Origin of the sequence: Sulfuritalea hydrogenivorans sk43H (assembly GCF_000828635.1) — a bacterium.
Classification (GTDB): Bacteria; Pseudomonadota; Gammaproteobacteria; order Burkholderiales; family Rhodocyclaceae; genus Sulfuritalea; species Sulfuritalea hydrogenivorans.
In genome coordinates, this window is the sequence record NZ_AP012547.1 from 1,352,188 (window position 1) to 1,364,372 (window position 12,185).

Sequence of the window (12,185 nt, forward strand, 5' to 3'; positions counted from 1 at the left end):
TGGCTGGGGGCTGCGCGTTTTTGCGCGGCCTCCAGCCACGAGGTTGTAGCTCCCTCTCTCACCCCGGATAGCTACAATTCGCCATCAACAACGTCCTCGCGCTCGTGCAGTTGTAGCTCCCTCTCTCACCCCGGATAGCTACAATTTGCTCGTATCGCGCCCCGGTGGCGTGGTCCGTTGTAGCTCCCTCTCTCACCCCGGATAGCTACAATTTAACGCGCAGTGCGGCCAAGGCAACGCGGGGTTGTAGCTCCCTCTCTCACCCCGGATAGCTACAATTGCAAATCGACAAGCAATTGCGTTCATCTCTGTTGTAGCTCCCTCTCTCACCCCGGATAGCTACAATTCGCCGAGCTTGAAGAAGTCGCGCCGAACGTGTTGTAGCTCCCTCTCTCACCCCGGATAGCTACAATTCAAACCAGAGAGAAGCAAACTGGAAGAACGGTTGTAGCTCCCTCTCTCACCCCGGATAGCTACAATTACGCTGTAGATAGCATCCTCTCCGAGTTCTTGTTGTAGCTCCCTCTCTCACCCCGGATAGCTACAATTGCGAATCCTTGGATACCTGCTGCATCGTGGGTTGTAGCTCCCTCTCTCACCCCGGATAGCTACAATTGCGTTGCGAATAATTGTGCGGCAGACAAAGGTTGTAGCTCCCTCTCTCACCCCGGATAGCTACAATTCTTTGTTATCGGGCTTATCGCGTTCGTCTAGTTGTAGCTCCCTCTCTCACCCCGGATAGCTACAATTATGCTTGCACTCTGCCCCCGAAATAAAACGGTTGTAGCTCCCTCTCTCACCCCGGATAGCTACAATTCGAATTCCTCCATGGTCGCGTTCAGCGACGGTTGTAGCTCCCTCTCTCACCCCGGATAGCTACAATTACCCTCGTAAGCCGCCCCGCTGGCCACCTCGTTGTAGCTCCCTCTCTCACCCCGGATAGCTACAATTAGTTGAAGACATCCAGCGGATACTCGCAGGGTTGTAGCTCCCTCTCTCACCCCGGATAGCTACAATTTGGCTGAACCTTGATCCCCACCCGGTCTATGCCGGGCGGGGATTTTTCTTTTTGATTTTGGATTCAGAAGAGCAGCATTTGGGATGCCGCGACCTTTTTTTCCTGAAACAGCGGCAGGCCGACCAGCAGGCGCATGCCGGCATATTGCTTCTCGGTCACGGTCATACAGCGTATGGAGCCCTCTGGCGGAAGGCTTTCCACAAGCCGCGCAAGGTGCTTTGTCTCAGCGTCACGTCCGTTCAGGATGCGGCCATAGACCGACCACTGGATCATGTCGTAGCCGTCATTGAGCAGGAAGCGACGGAACTGGACGTAGGCGCGTTTTTCGGCCTTGGTTACCATCGGAAGATCGAAGAAGACGAGCAAGCGCATGTATCGCCTCGTCTCGACGCCCACATCAATGCTCCAGCCGGTGCGGCTGCAAGCCGATCAGGCCGGGCAGGTCGAGGTCCTTCGTGTCGCCCTCGTAGGCGCGCACCAGGCTTTCCACCACGTATTCGATCGCGGACAGTACCGACATGCGCCCCTGCGGCATGGCGACGTCGATATTGAGCAGCGCCACCAGCGCTTGTTTGTCGGCCGGGATCAGGTCGCCCTCGGTCATGGCTGCATGCTTGGTGACGTGCAGATCAACCAGCGGGCGAAAGGGCTCGATCAAGTCATCGGCAAGATTGAAGGCATTCTGTTCGCTGTCATGGAACAGGCCGACCGTGGGATGCAGGCCATGCGCCACAAGGCCGCGTGCGATTGCGCCGCGCAACACCGCATAGCCGTAATCCAGAGCGGCATTGGTCCAACGCTCTTCGGCGCGGTGGAAATCCTGACCAAAGAGTTGCGCGAAGTAAAAGGCGGCGGCCTGGGCCTCCATGTTGTCGGGATCGCCCGAGCGAACCCGGCGAGCATAGGACGCGAGCCGGTCCGTACCCTTCTTGCCGCCAAGCTTGAGGCACGCGGCCTGATTTTCGATTTTGCGGCGGACGATGCCGGCCCAAGTCTGCTTGGCGGTCGGTTTGGCGATCTTGAGTTGCAGGCGCATCATGCGCGTGGTGCGCGAGTGAGACAGGAAGGGCAGGAACACGCCAGCCGGCTGGTGATTGCTGCCGGTGGCATAGAGGCCGATGCCGTATTCGGCACAGGCCGAGAGCACCGGATGGGTAAGGGTGATCTCGCGGTGGTTGAGGACGATGACGGCGATGTCCTCGAAAGGCACGAACGCCGTTTGTTCCTGCTCGATGGCCAGCGAAAAATGCTCCCGCCTCAGTTTGGCGGGGCTGGAGATCATGACGCTACGCCAGACCACGGCGCTGCTCCGGTGGAGCGGGGTAGATGTTGCCGAGGGTGTCGACGTGGAATTTCTCCATGTTCGCTGCCATCTTTACCCCGATCCCTTCGATGAGGCCGAGCTTGTCGTTCGGTATCGGTTTGCCAGGATTTTTCTTCGAGAAGGCAAGGCTGGTTGTCTTCTCGGCGTAGGCATATCGATCATGCAGGGCGATATTGATTGCTGCTGTTCCTGAATGGCATCCCCGGTAATAGCCAAAGATGGTTTCACCAGATTTTTGCGTAATTTTGAGTAGATCGTTCGGATGAGCTGAAAAACAGAAGTCGAACTTGTCATCAATCAGCGTCCACTCATCTTCATCCTTTGCCTGAACAATCGCTCGATTCGGAAATTCCTTCGCCACTGCGTGATACACATACACCGGTACCAGATGGAACTTGCCGTCCTTCTTGTGGCGGAAGATGTCCACTCGCAGCATGGTGTCATTCTTCGCGATGCCGCCTCGCACCGGAATGCCGGATAGCTTGTCGATCACCATCGTGACGGTTCGCACGACCGGGCCTGTTGGATTGCCTTCGCGGTCGGGCTTGCGTAGAGGATTGCCCGCCGGGAAAGCCTTGTCGGCCTTGCCGCCATGCGCCTCCAGTCGGGCACGAATAGCCGCGTAGAGCTTCTCGTTTCGGTGCGGGTCGATCAGTTTGTCCAGGTCCTTCAATGTCAGGCTGGTGAGCGGCACCTTCTGTGTGACGCCGCCTTGTTCCTTGAGCCGTTCCGGCTGGGCGTAGATAGTGTCCTTGTGCGCAGCGCCGCTATTGCGCCGCTGTGGCGCGCGTGAGACAAACAGCGGGCGCAAGGTTTCCAGTGCTTCAGGTGCATAGGTGCCGAACAACTCCATGCGCGCGCGCAAGTCGGCGGTATCGTCAACATTCAGCCGCGCTTCAAGCTCCGCGCGGAAATGCGGCCACGGGTCGGGAAAATGGGCATGCAGTTGCTGGAACATGACTGGATCGATGATTTCGCCGGTTTCCGGGTCGGGAAAGCCGTCGTGCACCTTGGCCAGTTCCTTGGTGCGCGAATAGTCGCCAAGCCGTTTCACCATGCCGTGGCTGCACGCGGCGACCACGGCGGCATCGAGGGCGTGATGGCGGTCGCTGTTCCCGCGAACCTTGAGCAGTCCCCAGCGTGCTCGCAGAAAAGCGGTGGTCTGGCCGCTCAGCACCACGCAGCGCTTGGCAGAGATTTCCGCCGTATCGCCAGCGCCGACTTTTGCATCCAGCTTCAGGAAGCGTTCGACGGTGTTCTTGAAGAAGCGGCAGATGTAGCGCGTGTCGTTGAGATTCCGTTCGCGGAACTCCTCGGCGGCACGACCTGAGAAGTCCTTGCGCAACAGGCGCGTGCGCTTGGCGAGGCGGTAAGCCTTGTTCGTTTCGACGGCGACCGAAAAGTTGCGCCAGCGTTCGCCGTTCTCGCCACCGGGGAATGAAGTCAGGTATTCGTAGGCGGTGCGATTGCCCTTGTTGCGGTTTTCCTCGGTCAGTGCCAGCACCTTGTTGTTCTTGCTGTCGTCGTAGCTGCGAGAGTAGGGCAGTGCATGGTCGACTTCGGCATAGCCGATGTCGTGCAGCACGCGATGCAGATCGAGTGACTTGAGCGAGTAGGCACATTTTCCTTGCTGCTCGCGGTAGAGCTGGAACTTTTCGAACTCCCGGCTCTTGGGGGCAATGCCGTATTCGGCGGCGAACGCAGCCTTGTCCTTTTCGTTGCGCTCGCGGTATTCGTCCTGCGCTTTCTTGACCTTGTTGCGTTCATCGAGCGGACGAGAAAGGTCGCGCGCCATCTCGATGTGCACGGCGGTTGGCGAGCCGTAAGTACGCACCAGGGCATTCAGCACTTTTCGGGCCTGGTTGAGCGCGCGCAGCACGACCGGGTTGCGGGGCACGTCGAGTTCCTCGTTGAACACCATCCGGCCATCCTTGTCGCGACGGGAATAGAACGGTGGCAGAAACTTGTGTTCTCCCGCGCCGGCGGCGTGCAACTGGCTGTGGTGGTAGCCGGCGACCGCGCAGGCTTCGTCGTAGCGCAGGCCGGATTCCATGTGCGGGACGATCTTGCGCAACGCTTTGAGCGACAGCGCATGGAACTTGTCGAAACTGATTTCGCTCAGCGCGTCGATCATCGCTTTGCCGCCGGGCAAGGGCAGCTTCCACAACTCGGCGGTGACTTCATCCCCGTCCTTGAAGACGGAAAGCACGCGCGCGATTTCGTCGAGCAGCTCGGGGTTGCCGCCCGTCGCCGCACCCGCCATGCCTTCCCATTCGGTTTCGAGATTTTTGTCTTTGAGTGTTTTGCGTAGTTCCTGCCAGGCAGGCAGCCTGACCAGTTTTTCGCTTTCAGGGTCTTTGGCTTTGGGGTCGTCGAGTTGTCTGCCGGTCGGATAGGACAGGCCAGCGAATTTGAACCCTTCCGGCAACAAACCGGCCTTGGTCAGAGCGGTTCGCAATTGCTTGTAGGTGAAATCCCCGGCTTGTTTGTAGGGCAGGGGCAGGACAAGTCGGTGCTCCGCGTCGTCGAGCGACCGTGTCGTGCCATCGACGACGACCCGTAGGTTGTTGAGCCGGGTCAGCCAGACATGGCGCTCGGCGGTGAAGCTGGCTTTCGGGGCGCGGTATTCATTTTTCTCGAACGTGCATCTACCGAGCATCTTCAGCAAGTCGGCGCCGGCGAGCGGTGGTTTCTGCTCCCAGAACAAACCGCTTTTGCGGTTGCCGTTGCCAAGGATGGTGGCTTCGAGTTCATTGCCGGCATTCGGGTTGCCCAGTTCGCGCTGGCGCCGGAACAGCAATGCCAGTTCGTCGCTGAGCAGGATGCGGGAAAGTGCCTTGCCGTAGTCGCCCTGTTTGTTGCGCTGGGCGTCCGGGAACTCGGCAAGCACCATTTCGGCGGCGCTGCGGTAGCCTTTTTCCGTCATCCGCCGCTGCGTATCGGATAAGCCCTTCTTGACCCGGCCGCCTTCCTTGGCGTCGCTTTCGGCTTTCCTCTCCTCGGCGCGGCTGATCCAGTGGAAGCCGCGATGCTTGCACAAGTGATAGATGACACGTGCCCATTCATCATCGGTCAGGCGGCGGTCAATTCCTTCGACACGCAAACGCCACGGCGAAACCGGGGAGGGAATGTGTATCCGGGAAGCTTCGGCAATCAGTCCTTCGCGTTTGAGTAGTCGCGCTAGCTTGGTCAGGCGCCATGCGCGACGCCGCAGGCGGCGGCGCATCAGGCGTGCGGTGCGTCGCGCGAGGTTCAGCGATTCGCCTTCTTTCGCGGTTTCGGCTTTGTCGAAGCAGCGCACACCAAGATTGACGATTCGGTTTTCGCCGAGCACACACCAGCCGACCGAGGCGATGCCGATGTCGAAGCCGAAGGTCAACGGGCCGTGGGTATTGCCTGACATAGTTTCCTCCCGCATAATCGTCCCCGTTGTGGCTATCCGGGGTGAGAGCCGTTGCTACAATAAAGAATCGAAAGATTCTGTATCCAGGCCCGGCGGGGAAACCCGTCGGGCCTTTCCATTATGCGAGTCGAATGGCCGGAGGGCAAGTCAAGTTTGCCATCGGCATTTGTTCAGGCGCCTTCCGCCAGCGGTGGAAGGGCGATGGTTCAGGAGCGCTTCAAGTCGCGGTAGAAATTCTCGTGCGAGCCGAGCAGCAGTAGCAGTCGGGTGGCGGGGTCGTATTCGTAGGCAAGCAGGGCAAGCTGGCCGGCGCACTTGAACTTGTAGACAAAGACGCCGGCGAGGTCGCCTTTCTTTGCTTCGCCCAGCGTGGGATCGGCGACGATGGCCTGTACGGCGTCGTCGACATCGGCCTTCTGGTTGGGGTGCAGGCGCTTGTAAGCGCGGCGGAAAGCAGCGGCTTGCAGTACCTGGACGGCGGCCATCGTCAGTCGCGCTTTCCTTCGGCGACAAAGGGCGTCGCCAGGGTCGGGCCTTCGGCGCGGGCAATCAGCAGTTCGCGGACGAAATCGGTCGGCAGGTCGGGGTTGTCCAGCGCGGCCTTGCCGACCATGGCCCAGAACTCGATTTGTCCGGCGATGGTGCGGCGTTCGGCCTGCGCCTGGGCGCGGGCCTGGTCATAAAGGGTGTCGTCGATGCGGACAGGCATACTCATAGCTTCACCTCGAATCGGTTCGCTACAAAAGTAGCAAATGCTGAGACTATAGCCGCAAAATCGCCGTATCGCCAGCGCCGACTTTCAGGAATATTGGGTAAACCTCAGCTACTGAAGAACTCCTTGACCCGATCCAGCCAGCTTTGCGCGCGTGGATTGTGGCGCTGGGCGTTGCCCTGGCTGATTTCCTCGAATTCCTGCAACAGTTCCTTTTGCCGGTCGGTGAGGCTGACCGGTGTCTCCAGCACCACGTGGCAGAGCAGGTCGCCGTGGCTGATGGAGCGCACGCCCTTGATGCCTTTGCCGCGCAGGCGGAAGACCTTGCCGGTCTGCGTTTCGGCGGGCACCTTGAGCTTGGCGACGCCGTCCAGCGTGGGAATCTCGATTTCGCCGCCGAGCGCGGCGGTGGCGAAGCTGACGGGCATTTCGCAATGCAGGTCGTCGTGGTCGCGCTGGAACACGGCGTGGGCCTTGAGGTGGATCTGGACGTACAGGTCGCCCGGCGGGCCGCCATTGACGCCCGGCTCGCCTTCGCCGGTGAGCCGGATGCGGTCGCCCTCGTCGATGCCGACCGGTATCTTGACCGAGAGTGTCTTGTGCTGCTTGACGCGGCCGGAGCCGTGGCAGGTGCCGCAGGGGTCGGGGATGTAGCGGCCGGTGCCGTGGCACTTCGGGCAGGTTTGCTGTATCGAGAAGAAGCCCTGCTGCATGCGCACCTGGCCATGGCCGCCGCAGGTGGGGCAGGTCTTCGGTTCGCTGCCTTTCTTGGCGCCGCTGCCGCTGCAGGTTTCGCATTCGGCCATGGTCGGGATGCGGATGCGGGTTTCAGTGCCGCGGGCGGCTTCTTCGAGCGAGACTTCGAGGTTGTAGCGCAGGTCGGCGCCGCGATAGACGTTGGAGCGTCCGCCGCCGCGCTGTCCGCCGCCGCCGAAGATGTCGCCGAATATGTCCGAGAAGGCATCGGCGAAACCGCCCATGCCCGCACCCCCCTGGCCCATGCCGGCCTGCGGGTCGACGCCGGCGTGGCCGTACTGGTCGTAGGCGGCGCGCTTCTGCGCGTCGGACAGGATCTCGTAGGCCTCCTTGGCTTCCTTGAAATGCTCTTCCGCCTTGGGGTTGTCCGGATTGCGGTCCGGATGGTGTTTCATGGCCAGCTTGCGGTAGGCCTTCTTGATTTCATCATCCGACGCATCGCGGTTGATGCCGAGGATTTCGTAAAAGTCGCGTTTTGCCATATCAGTCGGTCCAGGCTAATCAGAGCAAAGGCCGAGTCAAGGGGCGACGAGGTCGCCCGCTTCAACTCGGCCAGTTAGAACGGCGCTCAGCTGTTCAAATGAGCGTCCGGTCTAAGCTTTCTTGTCTTTCACTTCGGTGAATTCCGCATCGACGACATCGCTGTCGTCCTTCTTCGCTTCACCGCCCCCGGTACCGGCGCCCGCCGCACCCGCTGCACCGGCAGCGCCCTGGGCGTCGCCGTAAATCTTCTCGCCGAGTTTCTGCGATGCCTTGGCCAGCGCTTCGGTCTTGGCCTCGATCGCCGCCTTGTCGCCATCCTTCAGCACGTCTTCGGCTTCCTTGATGGCGGCTTCGATCTTGGCCTTTTCGTCGGCTTCCATCTTGTCGCCATGCTCGCCGAGCGCCTTCTTGATCGAATGCACCATGGCGTCGCACTGGTTGCGCGCGTCGACCAGTTCGTGGGCCTTGCGGTCGTCTTCGGCGTGGGCCGCGGCGTCCTGCACCATGGCCTGGATTTCGGCTTCGGACAGTCCCGAGTTGGCCTTGATGGTGATCTTGTTTTCCTTGCCGGTGCCCTTGTCCCTGGCCGAAACGTGCAGGATGCCGTTGGCGTCGATGTCGAAAGTGACCTCGATCTGCGGCATGCCGCGCGGCGCCGGCGGGATGTCGGACAGGTTGAACTGGCCCAGGCTCTTGTTGCCGCTGGCCATTTCGCGCTCGCCTTGCATGACGTGGATGGTCACCGCGTTCTGGTTATCGTCGGCGGTGGAGAAGGTCTGGCTGGTCTTGGTCGGGATGGTGGTGTTCTTGGCGATCAGCTTGGTCATGACGCCGCCCAGGGTCTCGATGCCCAGCGAAAGCGGGCAGACGTCGAGCAGCAGCACGTCCTTGACTTCGCCTTGCAGCACGCCGCCCTGGATCGAGGCGCCGACGGCCACGGCTTCGTCGGGATTGACGTCGCGGCGCGGTTCCTTGCCGAAGAATTCCTTGACCTTGTCCTGCACCTTGGGCATGCGGGTCATGCCGCCGACGAGGATCACGTCGGTGATGTCGGAGGTCTTGACGCCGGCATCCTTGATCGCGATGCGGCAGGGTTCGATGGTGCGGGCGATCAGGTCTTCCACCAGCGATTCGTACTTGGCGCGGGTCAGCTTCATCGCCAGGTGCTTCGGACCGCTGGCATCGGCCGTGATGTAGGGCAGGTTGAATTCGGTCTGTTGCGCCGAGGACAGCTCGATCTTGGCCTTTTCCGCAGCTTCCTTGAGGCGTTGCAGGGCCAGCACGTCGTTCTTCAGGTCGACGCCCTGTTCCTTCTTGAACTCGGTGACCACGTAGTCGATCAGGCGCTGGTCGAAGTCCTCGCCGCCGAGGAAGGTGTCGCCGTTGGTCGACAGCACTTCGAACTGGTGTTCGCCCTCGATTTCGGCGATTTCGATGATGGAAATGTCGAAGGTGCCGCCGCCGAGGTCATACACGGCGATCTTGCGGTCGCCTTCCTGCTTGTCCATGCCGAAGGCCAATGCGGCCGCGGTCGGCTCGTTGATGATGCGCTTGACATCCAGTCCGGCGATGCGGCCGGCGTCCTTGGTGGCCTGGCGCTGGCTGTCGTTGAAGTAGGCGGGCACGGTGATCACGGCCTCGGTGACTTCCTCGCCCAGGTAATCCTCGGCGGTCTTCTTCATCTTGCGCAGCACTTCGGCGGAGACCTGCGGCGGCGCCATCTTGTTGCCGCGCGCCTCAACCCAGGCGTCGCCGTTGTCGGCCTTGACGATCCTGAAGGGCATCAGGTCGATGTCCTTCTGCACTTCCTTTTCCTCGAAGCGACGGCCGATCAGGCGCTTGACCGCGAACAGGGTGTTCTTGGCATTGGTCACGGCCTGGCGCTTGGCCGCGGCGCCGCACAGAATCTCGCCGTCGTCGGCGTAGGCGACAATGGACGGCGTGGTGCGCGCGCCTTCCGCGTTTTCGATGACCTTGGGCTTGCCGCCTTCCATGATGGCGACGCAGCTGTTGGTGGTGCCGAGGTCGATGCCGATGATCTTGCCCATGATTTTTCCTTTAAAAATATTGCTCGCCCGGAATGTCCCGCGGCGAATCTCTATGCCTGATATGGGGGTATTGCGGGGGGCTTCAAGCCTTGCCCTTCGCTACGACGACCAGCGCCGGGCGAATCACCCGTCCGTGCAGGGCGTAACCCTTCTGCAGGACGGTGAGCACGGTGTTGGCTTCGGTGGTGGCGTCCGGGGGCTCGATCTGGCTGATGGCCTGGTGATAGTGCGGATCGAATTTTTCACCAAGCGGGCTGATCTCGGCCAGACCGGATTTTTCGAAGGCCGCAATCAATTGCCTGAGGGTCAGTTCGACGCCGGCCTTGAGGTTTTCGGCGCTCTGGTTTTCATTGGACAGGGCCGCTTCGAGGCTGTCCTTGACGGCCAGCAGTTCGCCGGAAAACTTCTCGACGGCGAACTTGCCGGCCTTGCCGATGTCCTCCTGCGCGCGGCGCCGCACGTTCTCGGTCTCGGCCTTGGCGCGCAGCCAGGCATCGTGATGCTCGGCGGCCTTGAGTTCGGCCGTCTTGAGCATTTCTTCAAGGCTGGGCATCACCGTTCCATCCTGTGCGGCGTCAGGAGTCATGCCTCCGGCGGAGCCGGGGGCGGTATCCCCCGTAGTCGGCGCTGGCGGTACGGCGGTTTCAGTGTCTGGCGAGGTAGATGAGTTGTCCTGCATGGGTCGGGCTCCGGAAGAAACCCGACGCATATGAGGGTGAATCCGGAGGCTTCAAGCCCGTCGCGGAGAAATATTTTCTCGGGGTAGCCAAGCCTGATACGGACGGAGCCGGCAGGCTTTACTCGGTACTAGGTTCGGAAGCGCCCCACGGTGCTTTGCAGGGTTTCCGCCAGTACTTCCATCTTCTGGGCCGAGGCGGCCGTTTGTTCCACGGCCGCGGCGTTGTCGCGCGACATGGCGGCGATCGACTCGATATTGCGCGCCACTTCGCCGCTGACCCGGCGCTGCTCATCCGTGGCGCGGGCAATGGCGTCGAGACCGGAGTCGACTTCGTTGACCGAGGTGCTTGCGGTCGCCAGCACTTCAGCCACTGTTTCCATTGAATTCTGGCTGGAGGCGATGTGCTCCAGGCCGCGTTCAATCGACTGCTTCACGATATCGGCCTGCTGGGACAGCCTGTGGGTCACCGCATCGATTTCACTGGCCGAGGCGCTGGATTTTTCGGCCAGTTTGCGCACTTCGTCGGCCACCACGGCAAAGCCGCGCCCCTGCTCGCCGGCGCGGGCGGCTTCGATGGCGGCGTTGAGCGCGAGCAGGTTGGTCTGGTCGGCGATATCCTTGACCTGACGGGTCATGCTGGTGATGGCCTCGGTACTCTGGACGAAGTGGGCCACCGATTCGGCAATTTCCTTGACCGTGTCTTCCACCTGCCCGAGTTCGCCGATCAGGCTCGACAGGCTTTCATTGCCTTCTTCCGAACGGCGCAGGCTTTCGCGCGACTGCTCATGCACGTGTTCCATGCCCTGTGCGATCGAGCCGATGCTGGAGAGCATCTGTTCCACGGCGGCAGCGGCGGCCGCCGACTTTGCGTCCTGTTGCGTCGAACTGGCCGCGACCTGCCCCGCGCTGTCCGCCAGCGTATGGGAGGCCGACGAGACCTGGATGGCCGATTCTCCGACGTGGCGCACCAGGGCGCTGAATTTCCCCATCATTTCGTTGAAGGCGGCAGCGGCATCGCCGATTTCGTCCTGGCTGCGGATATCCAGCCGGCGGGTGAGGTCGCCTTCGCCGCTGGAAATCTCGCGCAAACCCCTGACCATCTTGTCCAGCGGGACCGTGACCACGTTGCGGATGAAGAGGTAAATGAAAGCCAGCAGGGGGAGGCTGACAAGCAGGGCGGCGAGCAGTGACTTGATGCGCTGAGCGGCAACGGCCTCATTGACGTGGTTCAGTGAAATTTTCATGCTCACCGCGCCGAGTACCGAGCGTTCCGGCACCTGATGGCAGGCGATGCAATCCTTGCCCAGATAATTCTTCAGCGCCAGCGCCGGCCGCACCACGCGCAGGTATTCGCCCTTTGGGTCGGACTGGACTTCGCTGAACTCCTTGCCGCTGGCCATGACCTGCTGCTCGATGGCATCCAGCGCGCCAGCGTCCTTGGCAGTGCCCGGCCCGAAAATCTTGCTGACGTTGTCGCCGCGGATGACCTTGAGGTCGCGGATGATGGCGAGTTGCTTGATCTGGTCCAGAAAGACCTCGCGTTGCCCGACGGTGCCGGTGATCATCATGCCCGTGAGCCCGGCCATCGTCGCTTCATGCATGGAGTTGGAAAACTCGCGCGCCTGATCGATGGCGGTTTGCCGGTTGACGTGGCTTTCCCAGAAAATCATGCCGGACCACACTACCAGCAGCATCAGCCAGATGGCACCCGTCAAGCGAATCCAGATTTTCAAGTCAGAAATGCGCGCCATCGAGTTGCTCC

9 protein-coding genes and 1 CRISPR repeat array are annotated in these 12,185 nt (G+C 61.1%); all 9 genes read right to left on the bottom strand.

The annotated features are described in order from the left end of the window. Positions 1–42 precede the first annotated feature (42 nt). Positions 43–1,018: direct repeats of the CRISPR family, unit length 37 nt; unit sequence GTTGTAGCTCCCTCTCTCACCCCGGATAGCTACAATT. A 63-nt stretch (positions 1,019–1,081) separates the two neighbouring features. After that, positions 1,082–1,390: a CRISPR-associated endonuclease Cas2 gene (gene cas2, locus SUTH_RS06545; protein ID WP_041098035.1), complete on the bottom strand. Its 309-nt coding sequence runs from the start codon at positions 1,388–1,390 to the stop codon at positions 1,082–1,084. 25 nt (positions 1,391–1,415) lie between these two features. Further along, a complete protein-coding gene (gene cas1, locus SUTH_RS06550) occupies positions 1,416–2,300 on the bottom strand; it encodes a type II CRISPR-associated endonuclease Cas1 (protein WP_052473823.1) in 885 nt (294 codons plus the stop codon). Positions 2,301–2,304: 4 nt separating this feature from the next. Further along, entirely contained in the window at positions 2,305–5,745 is a 3,441-nt protein-coding gene (cas9, locus tag SUTH_RS06555; protein WP_041098039.1) for a type II CRISPR RNA-guided endonuclease Cas9, read from the bottom strand. A gap of 206 nt (positions 5,746–5,951) precedes the next feature. Further along, complete coding sequence (locus tag SUTH_RS06560) at positions 5,952–6,230, bottom strand: type II toxin-antitoxin system RelE/ParE family toxin (RefSeq protein ID WP_041098041.1); 279 nt, start codon at positions 6,228–6,230, stop codon at positions 5,952–5,954. 2 nt (positions 6,231–6,232) lie between these two features. Continuing rightward, complete coding sequence (locus SUTH_RS06565) at positions 6,233–6,460, bottom strand: ParD-like family protein (RefSeq protein WP_041098043.1); 228 nt, start codon at positions 6,458–6,460, stop codon at positions 6,233–6,235. 104 nt (positions 6,461–6,564) lie between these two features. Further along, positions 6,565–7,695, bottom strand: a complete 1,131-nt coding sequence (dnaJ, locus tag SUTH_RS06570) for a molecular chaperone DnaJ (protein WP_041098045.1) — start codon at positions 7,693–7,695, stop codon at positions 6,565–6,567. Between the two features lie 111 nt (positions 7,696–7,806). Continuing rightward, complete coding sequence (gene dnaK / locus SUTH_RS06575) at positions 7,807–9,744, bottom strand: molecular chaperone DnaK (protein ID WP_041098047.1); 1,938 nt, start codon at positions 9,742–9,744, stop codon at positions 7,807–7,809. A gap of 82 nt (positions 9,745–9,826) precedes the next feature. Continuing rightward, positions 9,827–10,423 carry a nucleotide exchange factor GrpE gene (grpE, locus tag SUTH_RS06580; RefSeq protein WP_084207285.1) on the bottom strand — a complete coding sequence of 199 codons (597 nt, stop codon included), beginning with the start codon at positions 10,421–10,423 and terminating at the stop codon, positions 9,827–9,829. Positions 10,424–10,551: 128 nt separating this feature from the next. After that, the gene (locus tag SUTH_RS06585; RefSeq protein ID WP_041098051.1) at positions 10,552–12,174 is read right to left on the bottom strand and encodes a methyl-accepting chemotaxis protein; all 1,623 of its coding nucleotides are present in this window, start codon (positions 12,172–12,174) and stop codon (positions 10,552–10,554) included. Between the last annotated feature and the right edge of the window lie 11 nt (positions 12,175–12,185).

What these genes read in the sequence shown, in the direction of transcription:
- cas2 (WP_041098035.1), bottom strand. Translation starts at nt 1,390, where the DNA reads ATGCGCTTGCTCGTCTTCTTCGATCTTCCGATGGTAACCAAGGCCGAA.
- cas1 (WP_052473823.1), bottom strand. Translation starts at nt 2,300, where the DNA reads ATGATCTCCAGCCCCGCCAAACTGAGGCGGGAGCATTTTTCGCTGGCC.
- cas9 (WP_041098039.1), bottom strand. Translation starts at nt 5,745, where the DNA reads ATGTCAGGCAATACCCACGGCCCGTTGACCTTCGGCTTCGACATCGGC.
- SUTH_RS06560 (WP_041098041.1), bottom strand. Translation starts at nt 6,230, where the DNA reads ATGGCCGCCGTCCAGGTACTGCAAGCCGCTGCTTTCCGCCGCGCTTAC.
- SUTH_RS06565 (WP_041098043.1), bottom strand. Translation starts at nt 6,460, where the DNA reads ATGAGTATGCCTGTCCGCATCGACGACACCCTTTATGACCAGGCCCGC.
- dnaJ (WP_041098045.1), bottom strand. Translation starts at nt 7,695, where the DNA reads ATGGCAAAACGCGACTTTTACGAAATCCTCGGCATCAACCGCGATGCG.
- dnaK (WP_041098047.1), bottom strand. Translation starts at nt 9,744, where the DNA reads ATGGGCAAGATCATCGGCATCGACCTCGGCACCACCAACAGCTGCGTC.
- grpE (WP_084207285.1), bottom strand. Translation starts at nt 10,423, where the DNA reads ATGCAGGACAACTCATCTACCTCGCCAGACACTGAAACCGCCGTACCG.
- SUTH_RS06585 (WP_041098051.1), bottom strand. Translation starts at nt 12,174, where the DNA reads ATGGCGCGCATTTCTGACTTGAAAATCTGGATTCGCTTGACGGGTGCC.